Annotated in this window: 18 protein-coding genes and 1 pseudogene; 9 read left to right on the forward strand and 10 right to left on the reverse strand. The window is 72.9% G+C overall.

Annotated features, from left to right (window positions below; all coding sequences use genetic code 11):
• Position 1 precedes the first annotated feature (1 nt).
• Both CFP65_RS14145 and CFP65_RS14150 read left to right on the forward strand, forming a co-directional pair.
• Positions 2-223, forward strand: a complete 222-nt coding sequence (locus CFP65_RS14145; protein WP_104816435.1) for an acyl-CoA carboxylase epsilon subunit — start codon at positions 2-4, stop codon at positions 221-223.
• Positions 224-345: 122 nt separating this feature from the next.
• Positions 346-942: a nucleoside triphosphate pyrophosphatase gene (locus CFP65_RS14150; RefSeq protein ID WP_104816436.1), complete on the forward strand. Its 597-nt coding sequence runs from the start codon at positions 346-348 to the stop codon at positions 940-942.
• On the opposite strand, the gene CFP65_RS14155 is transcribed toward CFP65_RS14150, so the two are convergent.
• The gene (locus tag CFP65_RS14155) at positions 939-1,679 is read right to left on the reverse strand and encodes a hypothetical protein (protein ID WP_104816437.1); all 741 of its coding nucleotides are present in this window, start codon (positions 1,677-1,679) and stop codon (positions 939-941) included. The two genes, CFP65_RS14150 and CFP65_RS14155, sit on opposite strands and share 4 nt — an antisense overlap.
• Before the next feature lie 411 nt (positions 1,680-2,090).
• Between CFP65_RS14155 and CFP65_RS14160 the strand changes: the two genes are divergently transcribed.
• Entirely contained in the window at positions 2,091-3,866 is a 1,776-nt protein-coding gene (locus tag CFP65_RS14160) for a biotin carboxylase N-terminal domain-containing protein (RefSeq protein ID WP_104816438.1), read from the forward strand.
• A gap of 217 nt (positions 3,867-4,083) precedes the next feature.
• Here CFP65_RS14160 and CFP65_RS14165 read toward each other — a convergent pair whose 3' ends face one another.
• Both CFP65_RS14165 and CFP65_RS14170 read right to left on the reverse strand, forming a co-directional pair.
• Positions 4,084-4,980: a DeoR/GlpR family DNA-binding transcription regulator gene (locus tag CFP65_RS14165; RefSeq protein WP_254552390.1), complete on the reverse strand. Its 897-nt coding sequence runs from the start codon at positions 4,978-4,980 to the stop codon at positions 4,084-4,086.
• A gap of 197 nt (positions 4,981-5,177) precedes the next feature.
• Entirely contained in the window at positions 5,178-6,620 is a 1,443-nt protein-coding gene (locus CFP65_RS14170; RefSeq protein ID WP_104816439.1) for an NAD(P)H-quinone dehydrogenase, read from the reverse strand.
• Between the two features lie 154 nt (positions 6,621-6,774).
• On the opposite strand from CFP65_RS14170, the gene CFP65_RS14175 reads away from it, so the two are divergent.
• From CFP65_RS14175 to CFP65_RS14195, 5 genes are all read left to right on the forward strand, one after another.
• Complete coding sequence (locus CFP65_RS14175) at positions 6,775-7,212, forward strand: gamma-glutamylcyclotransferase (protein ID WP_104816440.1); 438 nt, start codon at positions 6,775-6,777, stop codon at positions 7,210-7,212.
• Positions 7,213-7,359: 147 nt separating this feature from the next.
• Complete coding sequence (locus CFP65_RS14180; RefSeq protein WP_104816441.1) at positions 7,360-8,181, forward strand: purine-nucleoside phosphorylase; 822 nt, start codon at positions 7,360-7,362, stop codon at positions 8,179-8,181.
• Between the two features lie 181 nt (positions 8,182-8,362).
• Complete coding sequence (locus CFP65_RS14185) at positions 8,363-10,054, forward strand: phospho-sugar mutase (protein WP_104816442.1); 1,692 nt, start codon at positions 8,363-8,365, stop codon at positions 10,052-10,054.
• Positions 10,055-10,226: 172 nt separating this feature from the next.
• On the forward strand, positions 10,227-11,405 hold the full coding sequence (locus tag CFP65_RS14190) for a cytochrome P450 (protein ID WP_104816443.1): 1,179 nt from the start codon (positions 10,227-10,229) through the stop codon (positions 11,403-11,405).
• Positions 11,406-11,516: 111 nt separating this feature from the next.
• Positions 11,517-12,803 carry an NAD(P)/FAD-dependent oxidoreductase gene (locus CFP65_RS14195; protein WP_104816444.1) on the forward strand — a complete coding sequence of 429 codons (1,287 nt, stop codon included), beginning with the start codon at positions 11,517-11,519 and terminating at the stop codon, positions 12,801-12,803.
• A gap of 57 nt (positions 12,804-12,860) precedes the next feature.
• On the opposite strand, the gene CFP65_RS42115 is transcribed toward CFP65_RS14195, so the two are convergent.
• The 6 genes and pseudogenes from CFP65_RS42115 to CFP65_RS42500 all read right to left on the reverse strand — a co-directional run.
• Positions 12,861-14,018, reverse strand: a complete 1,158-nt coding sequence (locus tag CFP65_RS42115; RefSeq protein WP_305778253.1) for a tryptophan dimethylallyltransferase family protein — start codon at positions 14,016-14,018, stop codon at positions 12,861-12,863.
• A 224-nt stretch (positions 14,019-14,242) separates the two neighbouring features.
• Positions 14,243-15,577: a cytochrome P450 gene (locus tag CFP65_RS14205; protein ID WP_104816445.1), complete on the reverse strand. Its 1,335-nt coding sequence runs from the start codon at positions 15,575-15,577 to the stop codon at positions 14,243-14,245.
• Positions 15,578-15,622: 45 nt separating this feature from the next.
• The gene (locus CFP65_RS14210; RefSeq protein ID WP_168219598.1) at positions 15,623-16,267 is read right to left on the reverse strand and encodes an ATP/GTP-binding protein; all 645 of its coding nucleotides are present in this window, start codon (positions 16,265-16,267) and stop codon (positions 15,623-15,625) included.
• On the reverse strand, positions 16,242-16,622 hold the full coding sequence (locus CFP65_RS14215; protein WP_104816446.1) for a DUF742 domain-containing protein: 381 nt from the start codon (positions 16,620-16,622) through the stop codon (positions 16,242-16,244). Before CFP65_RS14215 ends, CFP65_RS14210 begins: the two co-directional genes overlap by 26 nt.
• On the reverse strand, positions 16,619-17,020 hold the full coding sequence (locus CFP65_RS14220; protein ID WP_104816447.1) for a roadblock/LC7 domain-containing protein: 402 nt from the start codon (positions 17,018-17,020) through the stop codon (positions 16,619-16,621). Before CFP65_RS14220 ends, CFP65_RS14215 begins: the two co-directional genes overlap by 4 nt.
• Before the next feature lie 260 nt (positions 17,021-17,280).
• Positions 17,281-18,636, reverse strand: a pseudogene (locus tag CFP65_RS42500) (ATP-binding protein); the annotation flags it as partial.
• A gap of 409 nt (positions 18,637-19,045) precedes the next feature.
• Here CFP65_RS42500 and CFP65_RS14230 point away from each other — a divergent pair.
• The gene (locus CFP65_RS14230; RefSeq protein WP_104816448.1) at positions 19,046-19,903 is read left to right on the forward strand and encodes a class I SAM-dependent methyltransferase; all 858 of its coding nucleotides are present in this window, start codon (positions 19,046-19,048) and stop codon (positions 19,901-19,903) included.
• A 62-nt stretch (positions 19,904-19,965) separates the two neighbouring features.
• Here CFP65_RS14230 and CFP65_RS14235 read toward each other — a convergent pair whose 3' ends face one another.
• Positions 19,966-20,649, reverse strand: a complete 684-nt coding sequence (locus CFP65_RS14235; protein WP_104816449.1) for a PH domain-containing protein — start codon at positions 20,647-20,649, stop codon at positions 19,966-19,968.
• Positions 20,650-20,673 lie beyond the last annotated feature (24 nt).

Genomic DNA, 20,673 nt, shown 5'->3' on the forward strand with positions numbered 1-20,673 from the left:
CATGGCACCCATCCAAGTGCTGCACGGGCAGCCGACCCCCGAGGAGCTGGCCACCGTCCTGGCGGTGGTCTCAGCCCGGGCCGCCGCAGCTGAGGCCGCTGCCGCGGCCTCTCGAAGCGACGGCCCGGCAAACCCCTGGGACGACCAGGCCCGGCGCCTGCGCCTCACCCCGATGGCGGGCCCCAACGCCTGGCGCACCGCCGGCTGGGCCGCCTGGCGCTGATTTTTTAGGGGCTCGGGGAACTGCGAGGGCATGCCCGGATGCGGTGCACTCCTTAACGAGTACACGCCCCAAGGGATGCCCTCGCAGTTCCCCGAGCCCCTGATGTGGTTACCCTGCTGCCTATGGCTTCTCGCATTCTCGTCCTCGCCTCCCAGTCCCCCGCCCGCCTCGGGCTGCTCCGGCAGGCGGGGCTGGACCCGCAGGTGCGGGTGAGCGGGGTGGACGAGGACGCGCTGTCGGCCGCGACGCCCGGTGAGCTGGCGCTGGTGCTGGCCGAGGCCAAGGCGAATGTGGTGGCCGGGCAGCTCACCGGGGGTGAGCTGGTGATCGGGTGCGACTCGGTGCTGGAGCTCGACGGGCAGGCCCTCGGCAAGCCCGCCGACGCCGCCGAGGCCACCGCCCGGTGGCTGGCGATGCGGGGCCGCGAAGGCGTGCTCCGCACCGGCCACTGCGTGATCGACACCGCCACCGGCCGCCAGGCCTCGGCCACCGCCTCCACCACCGTGCGCTTCGGCACCCCCGACGAGGCCGAGATCGCCGCCTACGTCGCCTCCGGCGAGCCGCTGCACGTCGCGGGTGCCTTCACCCTGGACGGCCGCTCGGCCCCCTTCGTCGACGGCATCGACGGCGACCCCGGCAACGTCATCGGCCTCTCCCTCCCGCTGCTGCGCGGCCTGCTGGCCGAGCTCGACCTGCGGATCACCGACCTCTGGGCCTAGGAGACAGGCGCGTACTTCGCCAGGAAGGCCAGTACGTCCGGCAGCGCGCCGTCCCGGAGCAGCAGGGCACCGTGGTTCGCGCCCGAGTAGAGCTTGACCTGCTTGGCCGGGCTGACGGCCTGCCTGTGCAGCGAGCCGGCGTTGTCCGCGAAGGGCTGGTCGTACTCCTCGGCGGCGAAGAACTCGGCCGCCTTGGAGGCCGTCACCGCCTTGACCCCGTCGAAGTCGCCGAACTGCTCGGGCCCGCTGAGCGAGACCACGGCCGGCACCGGCAGCACGCCGGGCCGGGAGCCGGCCACCAGGGAGGCGGTGCCGCCCTTGGAGGCGCCGACCAGGGCCACCGTGGTGACGCCCTTGCCCTTGAGGTACTCCTCGGCGGAGTGGATGTCCTCCGGCACCTCCCCCTGCGAGGTGAACGGCAGCACCGCGTACCCGGCCTTGGTGAAGGCCGCCAGGTACGGGTACCAGTCGCAGAGCGAGCCGCCGTTCTGGTGCGAGAACACCACTGCCGTGGTGGCGTGGCCCGCGTCCGAGTCCCGAAAGTACGCGTCCCTTTCCACGCCGCTGCTCGGCAGCCCGAAGGACCCCTTGTCCGCCTCGGTCTGCGACAGGCAGCCGTAGGTGGCCGCCGTCCGGCTCGGGCTCGGCGCCGCCTTGGCGGCCCCGCCGCTGCCGCACCCCGCCAGCAGGCCGACTGCCAGCGCCGCACCCAGTACCGGTCTGATCGTTCTCCGCATGTGGATCACTCCCCCGTCGTCATGAGTGGTCCATACCACCATGATCAGAGGCGCCGGGAACAGGGTGTCGCTGTGGATCCGGACAGATCCACGACCGGACATCTGTTGCCCGAAGCCACCTCTGGCACCGGTGTGCACCGATAGGCTGGCGCCCGCTGCCTGGGACCGAGGAGGAGCGGGGATGGCCGACGACTGTGGCGCAGGCCACGGCCCTCGACGAGGCGCGCAAGCCCGCCTTCGGCCGCCGTCTGCCGCCGCGCGTAGCGTTGCCACCAGGGAAGCGTCTCGCTCCGTGCCCAGGCGATCACGTATTCGTGTCACGCTCCGTGTGGGCAAGCTCACCACCTGGGGCTACTCGCCGGTAAGACCCCGTAATCCCTAGACTTCACGAGGTTCAAGAAGGGAGCCACAGTGCGCAAGGTGCTCATCGCCAACCGCGGAGAAATCGCCGTCCGCGTCGCCCGGGCCTGCTCGGATGCCGGTATCGCCAGCGTCGCCGTCTACGCCGAGCCGGACCGGGATGCGCTGCACGTCCGCGCGGCCGACGAGGCGTACGCGCTCGGCGGCGACACCCCCGGCACCAGCTACCTGGACATCGCCAAGGTGCTCAAGGCAGCCGCCGACTCGGGTGCGGACGCCGTCCACCCCGGCTACGGCTTCCTCTCCGAGAACGCCGACTTCGCCCAGGCCGTGCTCGACGCCGGTCTGACCTGGATCGGCCCGCCGCCGCAGGCCATCCGCGACCTCGGTGACAAGGTCACCGCCCGGCACGTCGCCCAGCGCGCCGGCGCCCCGCTGGTCGCCGGCACCGCCGAGCCGGTCCAGGGCTCGGACGAGGTCGTCGCCTTCGCCCAGGAGCACGGCCTGCCGGTCGCCATCAAGGCGGCCTTCGGCGGTGGCGGTCGCGGCCTGAAGGTCGCCCGCACCCTTGAGGAGATCCCCGAGCTGTACGAGTCGGCGGTCCGCGAGGCCGTCGCCGCCTTCGGCCGGGGCGAGTGCTTCGTCGAGCAGTACCTGGACAACCCGCGCCACGTCGAGACCCAGTGCCTGGCCGACCAGCACGGCAACGTCGTGATCGTCTCCACCCGTGACTGCTCGCTGCAGCGCCGCCACCAGAAGCTGGTCGAGGAGGCGCCCGCGCCGTTCCTCACCGACGAGCAGAACGCGGAGCTGTACCGCGCCTCCAAGGCGATCCTGCGCGAGGCGGGCTACGTCGGCGCCGGCACCTGCGAGTTCCTGGTCTCCCAGGACGGGCTGATCTCCTTCCTGGAGGTCAACACCCGCCTGCAGGTCGAGCACCCGGTCTCCGAGGAGGTCACCGGGATCGACCTGGTCCGCGAGATGTTCCGGATCGCCGACGGCGAGGAGCTCGGCTACGACGACCCGGAGGTGCGGGGTCACTCGATCGAGTTCCGCATCAACGGCGAGGACCCGGGCCGCAACTTCCTGCCCGCCCCCGGCACCGTCACCCTCTTCAGCCCGCCCTCGGGCCCCGGGGTGCGCCTGGACGCGGGCGTCGAGTCCGGCTCGGTCATCGGCCCGGCCTGGGACTCGCTGCTGGCCAAGCTGATCGTCACCGGCTCCTCGCGCAAGCAGGCGCTGCAGCGCGCGGCCCGTGCGCTCTCGGAGTTCAAGGTGGAGGGCATGGCCACCGCCATCCCGTTCCACCAGGCGGTCGTCACCGACCCGGCGTTCGCGCCCGAGGTGCACGGCGGCGAGGGCCCGTTCACGGTCTACACCCGCTGGATCGAGACCGACTTCGACAACACCATCCCCGCCTTCACCGGCGCGGGTGGCGACGCGGACGAGGCCGACCAGCGCGAGACCGTGGTGGTCGAGGTCGGCGGCAAGCGGATCGAGGTCTCGCTGCCCTCCTCGCTCGGCGTCGGTTCGGCCGCGCCGGCCGCCGCGGGCGCCGGGGCCAAGGCCAAGCGCCGGGTGGGCGCCAAGAAGGCCGGTTCGGCCGTCTCCGGTGACACCCTCGCCTCGCCGATGCAGGGCACCATCGTCAAGGTCGCGGTCGAGGAGGGCCAGGTCGTCGCCGAGGGCGACCTGATCGTCGTCCTGGAGGCCATGAAGATGGAGCAGCCCCTCAACGCCCACAAGGCCGGCACCATCGTCGGCCTCAAGGCCGAGGTCGGCGGCAGCGTGAGCAGCGGCGCCGCCCTCTGCGAGATCAAGGACTGACGTCCCCTTAGTTGCACTACCAGGGGCGCGGGGAACTGCGCGGGCCCGGAAGCCGACGACCCGTCACCTTCCGCCTCGCGCAGTTCCTCGCGCCCCTTGGTGTTGCAACTGGATCAGAGCAGGACGAATTCGGACGGCTTCTTCCGAAGTCGCGCGCGCAGTTAGTTCAATGGGCCCCGCGCCCCTGGATAGTGCAACTGACCCGCGCCGGAAAGAACTACCGGACTCGTTCGGGGACGATCCCCGGGCGGCGCTGGCCGGGCAAGGGGGGGCCGGGACGGCGCGCCGCGGTCGGGGGCTGGGGGTGGTGGACCGGGGGTTCGGCGGCGAGGCCGAGGGGGGCGACGGCGATCTGGACGCCGCAGTCGGCGAGGAGGTCGAGCTCGCGGGCGGTCGGGTCCTCCCCGGCCGCGTGCTCGTCGGTCACCAACCGGGTGATGCCCTCCGTCGGGACGGTCGGGAACATGGAGTCCGCGCCGAGCTTGGTGTGGTCGGCGAGGACGATGACCTCGGCGGCCGACTGCACCAGTGCCCGGTCCACGCTCGCGGAGAGCATGTTGGCGGTGGAGAGGCCGCGCTCGGCGGTCAGCCCGCTGCCGGAGATGAACGCCTTGGTGACCCGCAGCCCGTGCAGCGACTGCTCGGCCCCGCTGCCCACCAGGGCGTAGTTGGAGCCGCGCAGGGTGCCCCCGGTCATCACCACCTCGACCCGGTTCGCGTGGGCCAGCGCCTGCGCGACCAGCAGCGAGTTGGTGACCACCGTCAGCCCGGGGATCCGGGCCAGCCGGCGGGCCAGCTCCTGGGTGGTGGTGCCGGCGCCGACCACGACGGCGTCGCCCTCCTCGACCAGACCGGCGGCGAGATCGGCGATCGCGCTCTTCTCGGCGGCGGCGAGGTGGGTCTTCTGCGGGTACCCGGGCTCCCGGCTGAAGCCGCCGGGCAGCACCGCACCGCCGTGACGGCGGTCGAGCAGCCCTTCGGCCTCCAGCGCCCGGACGTCTCGGCGTACGGTGACTTCGGAGGTCTGGACGACGCGGGCCAGCTCTCGGAGCGACACGGCTCCGTTGGCACGCACCATCTCGAGGATCAACTGGCGACGTTCTGCTGCAAACACAGAACCGACGGTAACTGAATGACCGTCTGCTTTCAGGCGTTTGCAGCTGGTAACGGGAAATGCTCACCTCGGACCAGCGTGCGACCGTACAATACGCGCCGTCAGCAAGCCGGGGAGCGCTGCGCCGCCCGGGTGATCACCCCGGAAAGGCGGAGGGGCGGCCACCGGAGGTGGCCGCCCCAACTCGCTTCCGCAGCTCAGGAATCCGCGTCCTCGCGCTTGCGGATGTGCAGCTGCCGGGCCGCCTCCGCGGTGGAGCCGGAGACGGACGGGTAGACGGTGAAAGCGCTGGCCACCTGTTCGACCGTCAAGTTGTTGTCCACCGCGAGCGAGATCGAATGGATGAGTTCGCTCGCGCGGGGGGCGACCACCACGCCGCCGACCACGATGCCGGTGCCGGGGCGGCAGAACAGCTTCACGAAGCCGTCGCGGATGCCCTGCATCTTGGCCCGCGGGTTGCCGCGCAGCGGGAGCTTGACCTCGACGGCGTCCATCTTGCCGCAGGAGATGTCGGCCGCGGTGTACCCGACGGTGGCGATCTCCGGGTCGGTGAAGACGTTGGAGGAGACAGTCTTGAGGTTGAGCGGCTGCACCGCGTCGCCGAGCGCGTGGTACATCGCGATCCGGCCCTGCATGGCGGCCACCGAGGCGAGCATGAAGACGCCGGTGCAGTCGCCCGCGGCGTAGACGCCGGGGGCGGAGGTGCGGGAGACCCGGTCGACCTGGATCTGGCCCCAGTCGTTGAGCTTGATCCCGGCCTCCTCCAGGCCCATCTCGGCGGTGTTCGGGATCGAGCCGACGGCCATCAGGCAGTGCGTGCCGGTGATCACCTGGCCGTCGCCCAGGGTGACCTCGACCCGGTCGCCGACCCGCTTGGCGCCCTCGGCCCGGGTGCGGCTCATGACGTTCATGCCGCGGCGGCGGAAGACCTCTTCGAGCACCTCGGCGGCGTCCGGGTCCTCGCCGGGGAGCACCCGGTCGCGGGAGGAGACCAGGGTGACCTTCGAGCCGAGCGCCTGGTAGGCGCCGGCGAACTCGGCGCCGGTGACACCGGAGCCGACCACGATCAGCTCGGCGGGCAGCTCGTCCAGGTCGTAGACCTGGGTCCAGGTGAGGATCCGCTCGCCGTCCGGCTGGGCGTCGGGCAGCTCGCGCGGGTGGGCGCCGGTGGCGATCAGCACGGCGTCGGCGCGCAGCGACTCGGTGCTGCCGTCGGCGGCCTCGACGAGCACCTCGCGGGAGCCGTCCACCGCCTGGCCGCCGGTGCCGAGCCGGCCCTTGCCGCGCAGGATGGTGATCCCGGCCCGGGTGACGGCCTGGGTGATGTCGTGGGACTGCGCGATCGCCAGGCGCTTGACGCGTCGGTTGACCTTGCCCAGGTCGACGCCTATCACCTTGGTGTCGCGCTCGCCCGAGCCGACGATGATGCCGAGCTCGTCGTAGGAGCTGTCGAAGGTGGTCATCACCTCCGCGGTCGCGATCAGCGTCTTGGACGGCACGCAGTCCGTCAGCACCGCCGATCCGCCCAGACCGTCGCGGTCGACAACGGTCACCTCCGCCCCGAGCTGGGCGGCGACCAGCGCCGCCTCGTATCCGCCGGGGCCGCCACCGATGATCACGATCCGAGTCACGTGCACCATTGTCCCGTACGCCGGGAGCGCCGCCACGCCGGGGGCGGGGGTCGGCGCGCGCGACCTGACTCAACATGACGGTGAACATGCCGAATCGCCCCGAATGTGACGCTGGACACTTCCGGCGGCCACCGGCGCCCGACTCTCCCGTAGGCTGACGCCCATGCCCCTCTACGCCGCGTACGCCACGAATCTCGACGCCCGGCAGATGAGCCGACGCGCCCCCCACTCGCCCCTGCGCGGGACGGGCTGGCTGGACGGCTGGCGGCTCACCTTCGGGGGTGAGCACCTCGGCTGGGAGGGTTCGCTCGCTACCGTGGTCGAGGACGAGAAGGACCAGGTCTTCGTCTCGCTCTACGACGTGGCGCCGATGGACGAGGACGGCCTCGACCGTTGGGAGGGCGTGCAGCTCGGCATCTACCGCAAGATCAAGCTGCGTGCGCACACCCTGGACGGGGACATCCCGGTCTGGACCTATGTGCTCAACGACTACGAGGGCGGCCTGCCCGCCGCGCGCTACCTCGGGCTGATCGCGGACGCGGCGGAGAGCGCGGGCGCCCCGCACGACTACGTGCTGGACCTGCGCCGCCGGCCCTGCTGATCGCGGCTCGCGCCAGGTGGAGACCTACGAAATCAGGGGCTCAGAACCGGCCCGACCCTGTGGTTTTGGGTCATCCGGGTAACGATCTCGCGTAGTTCGGGCGGTTTGTTCTACGCGCGTAGGCGATTGCCGTCTATCCTCGGATTCGTGAACGCAACTCCTCAGTCGGTCGTCTCCACCGACCCCTACGCCGCCGCCCAGGCCGCCGCCGCCCGCCTGCGCGAGCTGACCGGCGCCGAGCGCCACGACGTCGCCCTGGTGATGGGCTCCGGCTGGGTGCCGGCCGCCGACGCGCTCGGTGAGACCATCGCCGAGTTCCCCGTGACCGAGCTGCCCGGCTTCCCGGCCCCGGCCGTCGCGGGCCACTCGGGCAAGATCCGGTCCGTCCGGATCGGCGACAAGCGCGCGCTGATCTTCCTCGGCCGCAACCACTACTACGAGGGCCACGGCGTCGCGACCGTGGTCCACGGGGTCCGCACCGCCGCCGCCTCGGGCTGCGAGACCATCGTGCTGACCAACGGCTGCGGCGGTCTGCGCCAGGGCTGGAAGCCCGGCCAGCCGGTGCTGATCAGCGACCACATCAACCTGACGGCGGACTCCCCGATCGTCGGCGCGAACTTCGTGGACCTCACCGATCTGTACTCGCCGCGGCTGCGGCAGCTCTGCCGCGAGGTGGACCCGACGCTGGACGAGGCCGTCTACGTGCAGTTCCGCGGCCCGCACTACGAGACCCCGGCCGAGGTCAACATGGCCCGGGTGATCGGCGGCGAGCTGGTCGGCATGTCGACCACGCTGGAGGCCATCGCGGCGCGCGAGGCCGGGGCCGAGGTGCTCGGGATCTCGCTGGTCACCAACCTGGCCGCCGGCATGACCGGGGAGCCGCTCAACCACGCCGAGGTGCTGGAGGCCGGCAAGGCCAGCGCCGAGCGGATGGGCGCGTTGCTCGCCAAGGTGCTCGAGCGGATTTGACGTACGCAGCCGGCCAGCCCCCAGGGGCGCGGGACCCTGCTTGACCAACGGCGCGCGCGACCAGGCCTCTACGGAGGTGCACGGTTGCGCGCGCCGTTCCCCGTGCCCCTGTTGTGGTTGCTGTGAGCTGTTCGTAGCCCCGGGCGTCCCCGCCCCACGTTCTCTAGATGCTGGAGTGACCATGGCTTCCACCACTGACCTTCTCGCGCGGGCGCGGGCCTGGCTGGCCGAGGACCCGGACCCGCAGACGCGGGCGGAGCTGACCGATCTGCTGGCCGCCGCCGAGGGGCCGGAGGCGGATGCGGAGGACCGGATCGCCTGGTCGCGCCTGGCGGAGCGGTTCGCCGGGCGGCTGCAGTTCGGGACGGCTGGGCTGCGGGGTGAGCTGGGGGCCGGGCCGATGCGGATGAACCGGGCCGTGGTGATCCGGGCCGCGGCCGGGCTGGCGGCGTACCTGAAGCGGGAACAGCTGGGCGACCTGGTGGTGGTCGGGTACGACGCCCGGCACAAGTCGTACGACTTCGCCCGGGACACCGCCGCCGTGATGGTGGGGGCCGGGCTGCGGGCGGTGCTGCTGCCGCGTCCGCTGCCGACGCCGGTGCTGGCCTTCGCGATCCGGCACCTGGGCGCGGCGGCCGGGGTGACGGTGACGGCCAGTCACAACCCGCCGCAGGACAACGGGTACAAGGTCTACCTGGGCGACGGCTCGCAGATCGTGCCGCCGGCGGACGCCGGGATCGCCGCCGAGATCGACGCGATCGGCTCGCTGGCCGAGGTGCCGCTGGCCGCAGAAGGCTGGGAGGTGCTGGGCGAGGAGGTGGTCCACGCGTACCTGGACCGGGCCGTGACCGTGGTCGACCCGGCCGGGGCGCGCGAGCTGGACGTGGTCTACACGCCGATGCACGGCGTGGGCCGGGACGTGCTGGTCGCGGCCTTCAAGCAGGCCGGCTTCCCGGCGCCGACCGTGGTGGCCGAGCAGGCCGAGCCGGACCCGGACTTCCCGACCGTGGCCTTCCCGAACCCGGAGGAGCCGGGCGCGATGGACCTCGCGTTCGCCACCGCCGCCTCGGTGGGCCCGGACATCGTGATCGCCAACGACCCGGACGCCGACCGCTGCGCGGTGGCCGTGCCGGACGCCGCCGTGGCCGGCGGCTGGCGGATGCTGCGCGGGGACGACGTGGGCGCGCTGCTCGGCTCGGCGCTGGTCGCCAAGCGGGCCGGCGGCACCTTCGCCACCACGATCGTCTCCTCCACCCTGCTGGGGCGGATCGCGGCGGCGGCGGGGCTCGGCTACGCCGAGACGCTGACCGGGTTCAAGTGGATCGCCCGCGCGGAGGGGCTGCGCTACGGGTACGAGGAGGCGCTGGGCTACTGCGTCGACCCCGAGGGCGTGCAGGACAAGGACGGCATCACCGCCGCCCTGCTGGTGGCCGAGCTCGCGGCCACCCTCAAGCGCACCGGCCGCACCCTGACCGACCTGCTGGACGACCTCGCGCTGGAGCACGGCCTGCACGCGACCGACCAGCTCTCGGTGCGGGTCGAGGACCTGACGGTCATCTCCGACGCGATGCAGCGCCTGCGCGAGCAGCCGCCGACCGCGCTGGCCGGCCTGCGGGTCACCCGGGCCGACGACCTGACGGCCGGCACGCCCGAGCTGCCGCCCACCGACGGCCTGCGGTACTACCTGGACGGGGAGGCCGTCCGCTCGGCCCGGATCGTGGTCCGCCCCTCCGGCACCGAGCCCAAGCTCAAGTGCTACCTGGAGGTCGTGCTGCCGGTGCCCACCGCCGCCGACCTGGCCGGCGCCCGGGAGGCCGCCGCCGCCCTGCTGGCCCGGATCAAGACCGACCTCGCGGCGGCGGCCGGGATCTGATCCCCGCTCACCGCTTCGACCGAGCCCCGGGCCTGACGGCCCGGGGCTCGTCCGTTGTCAGGGGCCACTCACGTCTTGACGGGAAATCATGACGAGTTCCGGCGCGTAGGGAAGGATCAGGCCTTGCTTCGCACCTGCCCCCGAAACGCACCGCAGACCCGAGGAGACCCCCGTGGCCGTCGCGCCCCTCACCGAGATCGACCTGTTCGCAGGCTCCGACCAGCCCACCCGGCACGAGCAGTACCGGGCCCTGCGCGATCTGGGCCCCGTCGTCCGGCTGAGCGAACCGGACGTCTACGCGGTCACCCGCTACGAGGAGGTGAAGGCCGCGCTCGCCGACCACGACACCTTCCGCTCGGGCGAGGGCGTGGGCTTCAACCCCCAGTTGAACCAGATGATGCAGGGCATAGCCCTGGTCAGCGACGGGGCCGAGCACGAGCAGATGCGCTCGATCGTCGGCGCCCCGCTCCAGCCCGGCCCGCTGCGCGCCCGCAGCGAGGAGATCGCCGAGCAGGCCCGGGGCCTGGTCGCCGCGCTCGTCGCCAAGGGGGAGATCGACGGCGTCACGGAGATGGCGCAGGCGATGCCGATGCTGGTCATGCCCGACCTCCTGGGCCTGCCCGAGCGCAACCGCGAGAACCTGTACGACTGGGCCAAGGGCGGCACCGACCTGATGGGCCCGGTCACCGAGCGCTCGGAGCAGGGCGCCCGGATGATCGGCAACATGGTGCAGTTCACCCACGAGCTCGCGGCGAACCGCGAGTTCGAGCCCGGCACCCCCGGCGCGGCCGTGCTGGCGGCCGCCGACGACGGCCTCCTGCCCAAGGAGAAGTGCCCGCTGGTCTTCTTCGAGTTCCTGGGCTCCTCGCTGGAGACCACCGCGACCCTGATCGGCCACCTCCTCGTCACCTTCGCCCAGCACCCCGACCAGTGGGCCGCGCTGCGTGCCGAGCCGGGCCTGGTCGCGTCCGCGGTCAACGAGCTGCTCCGGTACCAGAGCCCGCTCCGGGGCATGACCCGGGTCGCGGCGCGCGACACCGAGCTGGGCGGCGTGACGATCCCTCAGGGGGCCCGGGTCTGGCTCCTGTTCGCCTCGGCCAACCGCGACGAGCGCAAGTGGGAGCGCCCGGAGGAGTTCGACTTCCGCCGCAACCCGCTGGACCACCTCTCCTTCGGCCACGGCACGCACAGCTGCGCCGGCCAGGGCGTCGCCCGGCTGGAGCTGCACGCCCTGGTCCACGCGCTGCTGGACGCCGTCGAGCGGATCGAGTTCACCGGTGATCCGGTGATCGCGGAGAACACCATGATGAACACCTACGACGAGATCCCCGTCCGGCTGGTGGCCCGGTAGCCGACCGCCAGCCCCCGGCGGCAGTTGAGCGGCCGTCAGCCCTCGTCAACGCCGATCCGACCTGCCTATGCTGGGCCGTCAAGATCCTGGGGCGCCTGGTGGAGGAGAGTCGTGAGCACATGCGTGATAGGCGCCGGCCTGTCGGGGTTGGCGGCCGCACACGCCCTCCGCCGGCGCGGGGTCGACTTCGTCTGCCTGGAGCAGGCCCCGGACGTGGGCGGGATCTGGCGGCTGCCGGGCGCCGGTGAGCGCGGCCCCGCCTACCGGTCGCTGCACCTGAACAGCGCCAAGCAGCTGACCGGGTTCGCGGACCATCCGATGGCCGAGGACCTGCCGCTCTACCCCCGGCACGGCGATGTCGCCGCCTACCTGCGCTCCTTCGCCGAGTGGGCCGGGCTGCTGCCCCACCTCGAACTGCGCACCGGCGTGCTCGCCGTCCGGCCGGAGCCGGACGGCGGGTGGCTGGTGACCAGCCGCACGGACTCGGGGGCGGAGCGGGTGCGCCGCTTCGACCAGGTGATCGTCGCCTCCGGACACCACTCCGAGCCCGCCCTGCCCGGCCCGCTGCCGGGGGCGGCGGGCTTCACCGGGCGGATCCTGCACTCGATGGACTTCCTGGAGGGCAGGGAGTTCGCCGGGCAGCGCGTGGTGGTGGTCGGCCTCGGGGCCTCGGCGGTGGACATCGCCGCCGACCTCTCCCGGCACGCCGCCCGCACCCTGCTCTCCGTCCGCCGGGGGCTGCACATCGTGCCCAAGCAGCTCCACGGCATCTCGGTGGACCTCATCGCCGAGGCGCCCTGGTTCACCGCCAAGCCGCTGGAGGAGCAGCGCCGCTGGGTGGAGGAGGCCCTGCTGGTCGCGCGCGGACGGATGTCGGACTACGGCCTGCCCGAGCCGGACCACGCGATCTTCTCCTCGGCCGTGACCATCTCGGACGAGATCCTCAGCCTGATCCGCCACGGCGCCGTGCTCCCCCGGCCCGCGATCACCGGCCTGGAGGGCGACCGGGTGCGGTTCGCGGACGGCTCCGCCGCCGAGGCGGACGCGATCGTCTACTGCACCGGCTTCCGGATGGCCTTCCCCTTCCTGCCCGCCGGGCTCCCGGCCGAGCCGGAGCGGCCGGTGGAGCTGTACCGGCGGATCGTCGCGCCCGACCGGCCCGGGCTCTACTTCCTCGGCCTGATCCGCCCGGTCGGCTCGATCACCCGCCTGGTGGAGGCACAGGCCGACTGGGTGGCCCGGCTGCTGACCGGCGAGGCCGGGCTGCCCGCCCCGGACGTCATGCGCAAGGAGATCGACGAGCACCTCGGCGGCATCACCCGGCGCTACGGGCTGAGCACCGGCACCTCGGTGCAGGTCGACGTCGGTTCGTACCTGCGCGAGCTGCAGGAGGCGTGACCGCCGGGCGGCGTGACCGTCCCCCGGCGGTCACGCCCCCTGCCCTCCCGGCCTGCCTCAGCGGCCGGCGGCGCCGACCGGCAGGGCCGGCGGCCGCACCCGGTACGCCTCCGAGGAGAGGTACGCCATCAGCCGGGGCGGGCGGCCCTGCTGGCGGGCCAGCGCCAGGTAGGCGATCAGGCCCAGGCCGTCGTCCAGGCGCCGGGAGGTGACGGCGGCCAGCGCATCGGACAGCGCGGCCCGGTCGATGCCGTACCGGTGCAGCAGGGCCTCCGCCCGCTCCAGCGCCTCGCCGTCGTGCCGCGCGTGGTCGCGCACCGGCACGTAGAGGGTGAAGCCGCTGGGCCCGCCGCCAGCCGGGCCGGTGAAGGCGTGGCAGGCCTGGACGGGACGGCGGTCGGGCAGCCCGTACCCGCCCTCCTCGGCTCCGGTGGCCGTCCGGAAGAAGGCCTCCACCTCCGCGGCGCCGGGCCCGCCCGGCATCCGGCTCAGGCCCGCCGTCCCGGCTGCCGTCAGGTCGCGGTGAGCGGTGTACACCTTCACCCGGGGCTCGTCCCAGTCTCCGAGGTCCAGGGCGAAGTAGAGCAGCCCGTCCGCCGTCGGCAGCGCGTCGAACGCCCGCTGGTGGCCGAGCCGCCGCATCGCCTCGCGGACCGTGGCCCGGGCCCGCTCGGGCCCGGAGGCGGCCGGGTTCAGGTACACCTTGACCTTGGGGATGCCGCCGGGGCGCAGCTCCAGCGCACACCACAGCGCCAGCGGGCCCTGGGGGGAGGCCGGGAAGAAGAGGTCTTCCAGCAGGTCGAGCCGCTCGGTGCCGAAGCCCCAGCGGCGCGCCAGCTCGCGGACGGTGCGCAGGCCCTCGCGCCCGCTGCGCGCCAGGTCGCCGGCCCCGCAGCCGGGTTCGACGAGCACCCGCAGGGTCGGCTGGGCGCCCGGTTCGAAGGAGAGGGAGTACTCCACCGGGGTGTGGTCGTCGGAGAGGGCGGAGCCGTCGGGGGAGGGCAGGTGCAGCGGTCGCTCCGCGACGGGGCCGAGCGCCTGGGAGACCACCCGCACGTAGCCGATGGCGTCGGCCGGGCCCAGGCCCACGACCTCGCACAGGCGCAGCAGTTGACGGGCCGTGTGGTCGCCGAGGGTCTCGGCGGGGGCTGCGGGGATCCGATGGGCTTCGGGGATCCGGGGGGCTTCGGGCACTCTGCGCCCGAGCGCGATCACCGGACCACCCGCCCGGCGCCGGGGGCAAAATGAAGATACCCGCCCGAAGGGGCGGGTATCGGGGGGTGGCAGCCGGTCGGGCGTTGGGAGTGAACGGCGTCCATGGACGGGGGAACCATGACACCCTCCTGTTCTGGATCAACGACGGGGGACGTTTCGGGCACCTGAATACCCAGCCGTTGAACCGTCATGCCACAACCGGAATACCTAAGTTGTTGTGTACATCACTTCGTGAGCCAGTTGAGGAACTGGCTCCACCGCCCCGGCTTACGACTCGCCTGACCAGCGGCCTGGTCGGCGGCCGAGACCTGCGGCTCCGGGGCCTGCTGCGGAGCGGCCCCGACCGGCGTGAAGCGGGAGGGCAGCGCGACCAGACCGCGGTTGAACGGCCCCGGACGCCAAGTCAGGCTCTCCTGCGGCACCGCGAGTTGGATGTCCGGCAGCTCGTTGAGCAGGTTCTCGATCGCCGTCACCGTGATCTGCCGGGCCGGGTCCTTGGACGGGCAGGCGTGCGGGCCCGCGCTCCAGGCCAGGTGGGCCCGGCTGCCGGCCTGGTGCTCCCCGGCGAGCGCCGGGCTGCCGTTGGCGGCGGCGAAGCTGACCAGCACCAGGTCGCCCGCCCGCAGCTGCTGCCCGGCGAACTCCAGGTCGGTGGCCGGGTAGTGCGGCGCCAGGTTTGACAGCGGCGGGTTCTCCCACAGCGTGTCGTTGACGGCCTCGTCGATCAGCCCGCCGGTGTGGGCGTAGGCGTCGTCGGTGAACAGCCGGTGCAGGGTGTTGCCGATCAGGTTGCCCAGCGGCTCCGCGCCCGCGGCCAGCAGGAGGGCGATCTGGTGGACCATCTCCTCGTCGGTCAGCCGGGCGTGATGCTGCATCAGCCAGGAGGTGACGTCGTCCCCCGGCCGGCTGCGCTTGAGCGCGACCAGCTCGCCCACCGCGCCGAAGAACACCCCGGCCGCCATCTCGGCGTTGACCCCGTCGAACATCCCGGAGATGCCGAACAGCACCCGGTCGCCGATGTCGGCGGGGCAGCCGAAGAGCTCGTTGAAGACGAACAGCGGCAGCTGCCTGGCGTAGTTGCCGAGCAGATCGGCCGAGCCGCGGTAGCCGAACTGGGAGATCAGGTAGCTGGAGATCTGCTCGGTCGTGCGGGTGAGGCGCCGCGAGTCGACCCGGGCCATGCTGTCCGTGACGGCCTGGCGCAGCCGCAGGTGCTCGGCCCCGTCACTGAACATGCAGTTGGACCGGTACGCGAGCAGCGGCACCACCGGGCTGTCCGGCGCGACGTGCCCCTCGTTGAAGGCCCGCCAGCGGCGCGAGTCCTTGCGGAACGAGGCGGAGTCCTGCAGCAGTTGCAGGGCGGCCGCGTAGTCGGTGACGAGGGTGGCCTCCACGCCGGGCGCGAGCTCGACGGGGGCGGTCGGCCCGAAGCCGCGCAGGTACGCGTAGTAGGTCTGCGGGTCGGCCGCGAACTCCGGCCCGTACAGCGGCACCCGGGCACCGCTGTCGTGGGCCGGGCACCCGGGCGGCGGCACCGGGACGGTGGGGCGTGCGTTCATGTCTGGGTGTGGCTCCTAGCTGGCTACCGGTCGGCTACTGGCTGGCTACGCGCTGGCGCGGTCCAGCAGGTAGCGGACCAGGGTGGTCAGGGCGGCGGCCGAGGACTTCTCGTCCCGGGCGTCGCAGGTGACGACGGGCGTGTCGTCGAGGAGGTCGAGGGCCTCCCGCAGGGCGGACTCGGTGCGGTCGGGGTTGCCGTCGAAGCGGTTGACCGCGATCGCGTAGTCCAGGCCGTACTGCTCGATCAGGTCGATCACCGGGAAGGAGTCGGCCAGCCGCTCGGGGTCGACCAGGATCAGCGCGCCGAGGGCGCCCCGGGCCATGTCCTCCCACATCTGGACGAACCGCAGCTGGCCGGGGGTGCCGAACATGTAGAGCACCACCCGCTCGCTGATGGTCAGCCGGCCGAAGTCCATCGCGACCGTGGTGGTGGTCTTGCCCTGGACGCCCTTGAGGTCGTCCACGGCCTCCGCCGCCCTGGTCATCGTCTCCTCGGTGGACAGCGGCTCGATCTCCGAGATCGAGCCGATGAACGTGGTCTTGCCCACCGCGAAGTGGCCGACCACGAGGATCTTGACCGCGGTCTGGGTCGCCCCGCCCTGGACGTAGTCCGTCGCGACCAGGCCCGGCCCCGCGGTGGAGCCCGGGCCTGCGGTGGAGCTGTCAGCCGAACTTGCGCTGGAGACCATTGAGCACCTCCTGGAGGATCTGCCGGTCGGCCAGGCGGGCGCGGGGCACCGGCGGCCGGGTGATGAGGTGGCCCGCCTCGGTGAGGCCGGCCAGGACGATCCGCACCACGCCGAGCGGCAGCCCGGAGTGACCGGCCAGCTCCGCCACCGTCAGGTAGCCGGCGGCACAGAGGTCGAGCAGGCGCTGCTCCTCGGGCGACAGCCGCCCGGGCCGCCTGCCCTGGTCGGGGGGCGCGGCCGTGACCAGCGTGATCAGCGAGAGCTGCCCGTCCTCGGGCAGGCCCCGCCCCTTGGTGATGACGTACGCGCGGACTAACCCGGTGGCTTCGAGCTCGAAGTCATCGGGCGAGGTCATCGGCGGGCCCCGAGGCCCTCACGCGGCGGGGCTGCCAGCACCTTGCCCAGCTGGCCGACCAGCTGCTGCATCCGGAAGGTGATGTCCTGCATGTCGACGTCCGGGGAGGCCGAGACGCCCAGGTAGGCACCCTCGCCGGCCGAGATCAGGAACACCCAGCCGCCGTCGAACTCGACCAGGGTCTGCTGCCAGCGCTGGCCCGGGCTGTCACAGAAGAACCCAAGCGAGCGGCTCAGCGACTGCACCCCGCTCATCGCCGCCGCGACCCGGTCCGCGTTGTCCTTGCCGATCTCCTTCGTCCGGGCCATCAACAGGCCGTCGGCGGAGATCAGCACCGCGTGCAGGGCGCCGGGGATCTCCAGCGCGCTGTCGAGCATCCAAGCCAGATCGTCGTTCACGAGAAGTCATGCCCTTCACTGCTGCGCGCACCACGGGTGCTGATGGCCTGGTCCGGGTGGGCCTGCCACTGGTCCGCGTGGGTCGGCTGCTGGTCCGTGTGGTTCGGCCACTGGTCCGGGTGGGCCGACTGCTGCTCCGGGTGGGCAGGCTGCTGGTCGGGGTGGCTCGGCCACGGTTCGGCGTGGGCCGGCTGCTGGTCGGGGTGGGCCTGCCACTGCCCGGTGTGCTCCGGCTGCGGCGGCGCCGGCGGGGTGACCCGGCCCGAGCGGGTGCCCCGCTGGAAGGCGCCCATGATGGCCGCCGTCTGCTCGCCGGAGCGGGTCGTGGCCACCGGGGCCGGAGCCGGCTCCGGCTCGGCCTGCGGCAGGGCCGCCACCCGCTGCTTGCGCCGCCGCATCGGCAGGCCGTCGGCGGTGGAGCCGTAGGAGCCGTAGCTGTGCTCGGCGGCTGCCGCCGGGGCCGGCTGGGCCGCATGGGCCGTCCGAACCGCCGGGGCCGCCTCGGCTGACTGAGGTGCCCGAGCTGCCTGAGCTGCGGCGATCGCCGGCACGCGGGCCGGGAGCGCGGCGGGGGCCGACGGCAGCGCGACCGGGTGGTCGCCGGTCGGGTACCCGGTGACCGGGACCTCGGCCCCGACCGGGCTTCCGGCCGCGACGGGCGCCTCGGCCCGGCGCGGGGCCGACGCCTCGGCCCGGGCCTGGGCCTGGCTCTGGCTCTGCGCGGCCCGGCCGGGGGTCGCGGCGGGCTTCTCCGGCATGCCGGTGAGCAGCTCGTGCGGCAGCAGCAGCACGGCCCGCACTCCGCCGTACGGCGAGGAGGAGTCCACCGCGACCTCGAAGCCGAACCGCTCGCAGAGCACGCCGATGACCGCGAGGCCGAACTGCGGCGGGTTGCCGAGCCCGGCCACGCCGGTGACCCGCTCGCTGGTGAGCAGCTTCTCGGCGCGGGCCCGCTCCTCGTCGTTCATGCCGACGCCCGCGTCGTCCACCACGATCACGACGCCCTTGGGCACCGTCCGGATGTTGATCTCGACCACGGTGTCCGGACTGGAGTAGCTGGTGGCGTTGTCCAGCAGCTCGGCCAGGGCCAGCGCGACCGGCTCCACCGCCCGGCTGGAGATGCCGAAGTCCACCTGGGAGAGGATCTCCACCCGCCGGAACTGCCGGATCCGGCCCTGCGCGCTGCGCACCACGTCGTAGACGCTGGCCGGGTCGCGGTGGCGCCCCAGCCAACCGCCGCAGAGCACGGCCACGGACTGCGCCCGGCGCCCGAACTGCGAGTTGGTGTGGTCGACCTCCAGCAGGTCCTGGAGCATCGCCGACTCGCCGTACTTGCCCTGGAGCCGGGAGAGGATCAGCTGCTGCTCGGCCGCCAGGCCCTGCAGCGTCCGCATCGCGGACTTCAGCACGGTCTTGGTCGCCTCGTCGGCCTGCTCCTGGGCGGCCGCGACGGACTGCGCGTAGGAGTGCTCCAGTTCGGAGTAGTGCTCCTTGAGTCCGTCGATCTCCTGACGGAGCGCCAGGGCGGCTCTGCGTTGGCGGACGACGATGGCGGCCCCCGCGACGAGCACGAGGACAAGAGCCCAGAGCACCGGGTCCGCTATGTATTTCGTCATAAGACTCTCTTCAGGCGACTGACGGCCGACTGCTGAATCCCCGCCAGTGCAGGGTGAACCCGCCGCTCCGCAAGCGCGGTGATCGTATCATCGCGCGAACATGCCATCGCGGGCCGCCCACCCTTGAGGATGCGTCTCTTCCCCTTGTCACCAGGCAAGTTGACCTCCTTGCCCGAACTGTCTGTCCGTCACTTCCCGATCGGGTCATCGGGAGCGCGACCGGCGCGCAAGGGGCGCGCACTGGGAATCCCCTGAGGAGTTCCGGTGAGCCACCCGCCAAGGGCCCTCCGTCCGCGTACCGTGGTCGCGGCAGCGGAGCGGACTCTCGACGGTTGGGGGCACGGTGGCGGCGGAGACGGGTCCCGCGGGGCACGAGGCGGAGCCTCCGACACAGGAAGCCGAGCCTGCGATGCACGAGGCGGTGCGCGAGACGTACGGCCCGACCGACCTGAGCAGCCTGCCGATGTTCGCGGGCGGATTCATCAACTTCGGCCACTGGCAGGCCGTCGACCTGACCGGCCCGATCGGCGAGGCGGAGCGGATCCGCAGCCAGCAGGACCTCTACCGGCGGGTGCTGGACGCCGCCGGGCTCGCGGCGGCGCCGGATGCCGGCGGGCCGGACGCCGCCGCCCGGGAGGGCGCCGCACCGCCGAAGGACGCCCGAGTGCTCGAAGTGGGCTGCGGGCTCGGGATGGGCTGCGCGCTGGCCCTGCGCGAGTACGGCCCCGCCTCGGTGACCGGACTCGACGTCCACCCCGCCCAACTCGCCCGAGCCCGGGCCGCCCACGCCGGGCTGCTCACCGAACAGCCCGAGCGGCTGCGCTTCGCCCAGGGGGCGGCCGAGCAGATCCCCTTCCCTGACGGCGAGTTCGACATCCTGCTCAGCGTGGAGGCGGCCCAGCACTTCCCCGACCTGACCGCCTTCGCCGCCGAGGCCGCCCGCGTGCTCCGCCCCGGCGGCCGGGTGGCCGTCGCCGGCTTCTTCACCGCCGACGACTCCCCCGAGCGCCCCGCCCAACTCGCCTCCCTGCTCCACACCTTCGAGACCGGCCTCGACCTGGCCCGCCCGGTCACCGCCCTCACCGAGGCCCTCACCACAGCCGGCTGCACCGAGGTACGCACCGAATCCCTCGGCCCCCACGTCTGGCCCGGCTGGGACACCTGGCTCAGCCGCTGGTGGGCCCCCGACACCTGGCCCCGCAACTTCCTGAACGCCTACCGCCGCGGCATCCTCGACTACTACCTGGTCACGGCCACCCGCCCCTGAATGCACCGAGGCGCCCCGCCGGCTCCGGGCCGGGTGGGGCGCCTCCGAGGGGCCGGCTCGTGTCAGCCGGTGGCGATCAGGGTGACGAAGGCGATCAGGCCGGCCAGGGTGGGGGCGATGATCCACCAGCACCAGGTGATCGAGATGTCGCCGGCGGCGGTGGGGCGGGCGGCGTTGCGCTCGGCGGTCTCGGTGAGGGTGTCGACCACCTGGTCGGACCAGGCACGGGTCGGGTCCTCACCGCCGGAGAAGAGCGAGCGGCTCTTGCCGGCGCCCTCCCGCAGGTGCGGGTCGCCCATCTCCTTCGAGCGGCCGGTGGCGGCGCGCAGCTGGTTGCGGTTGGCCTTCTTGCGCTGGCGGAGCGAGACCGGGACGGCCCAGACCTGGAAGGTGCGGCCACCGGCGAAGAGCTCGACCGAGTAGCCGGACTTCAGGCCCTCGACGGCGGCCCAGGGGGCCTTGATCGTACGCAGCGGGTTGCGCACCAGCAGCCGGTCGTCGTTGGCGAGCACGGCCGGCCGCAGGGTGTACGCGACCACCAGCGGCACGAAGACCGGCAGGACGGAGAGCGCGACCCACGGCGTGCGGCCGGTGCCGTAGAACACGGCGTCGCCGATCAGCCAGAGGGCGACCAGCAGGATGAGCACGCCGGAGATCACGCCGGGCACGGAGCGGTAGACGCGGTCGGCGTACGTCGGCGCGGAGTCGGCGCCGCCCTGGTGGGGCTTGCCGTCGGAATCGGTCATGGCGTCGATTCTGCCCCATCGGCC

Origin of the sequence: Kitasatospora sp. MMS16-BH015 (assembly GCF_002943525.1) — a bacterium.
Classification (GTDB): domain Bacteria; phylum Actinomycetota; class Actinomycetes; order Streptomycetales; family Streptomycetaceae; genus Kitasatospora.

Excerpts from the sequence above, each read along its gene's own strand:
- CFP65_RS14145 (WP_104816435.1), top strand. The coding sequence starts at position 2 with ATGGCACCCATCCAAGTGCTGCACGGGCAGCCGACCCCCGAGGAGCTG.
- CFP65_RS14150 (WP_104816436.1), top strand. The coding sequence starts at position 346 with ATGGCTTCTCGCATTCTCGTCCTCGCCTCCCAGTCCCCCGCCCGCCTC.
- CFP65_RS14155 (WP_104816437.1), bottom strand. The coding sequence starts at position 1,679 with ATGCGGAGAACGATCAGACCGGTACTGGGTGCGGCGCTGGCAGTCGGC.
- CFP65_RS14170 (WP_104816439.1), bottom strand. The coding sequence starts at position 6,620 with ATGGTGCACGTGACTCGGATCGTGATCATCGGTGGCGGCCCCGGCGGA.
- CFP65_RS14175 (WP_104816440.1), top strand. The coding sequence starts at position 6,775 with ATGCCCCTCTACGCCGCGTACGCCACGAATCTCGACGCCCGGCAGATG.
- CFP65_RS14185 (WP_104816442.1), top strand. The coding sequence starts at position 8,363 with ATGGCTTCCACCACTGACCTTCTCGCGCGGGCGCGGGCCTGGCTGGCC.
- CFP65_RS14205 (WP_104816445.1), bottom strand. The coding sequence starts at position 15,577 with ATGAACGCACGCCCCACCGTCCCGGTGCCGCCGCCCGGGTGCCCGGCC.
- CFP65_RS14210 (WP_168219598.1), bottom strand. The coding sequence starts at position 16,267 with ATGGTCTCCAGCGCAAGTTCGGCTGACAGCTCCACCGCAGGCCCGGGC.
- CFP65_RS14215 (WP_104816446.1), bottom strand. The coding sequence starts at position 16,622 with ATGACCTCGCCCGATGACTTCGAGCTCGAAGCCACCGGGTTAGTCCGC.
- CFP65_RS14230 (WP_104816448.1), top strand. The coding sequence starts at position 19,046 with ATGCACGAGGCGGTGCGCGAGACGTACGGCCCGACCGACCTGAGCAGC.
- CFP65_RS14235 (WP_104816449.1), bottom strand. The coding sequence starts at position 20,649 with ATGACCGATTCCGACGGCAAGCCCCACCAGGGCGGCGCCGACTCCGCG.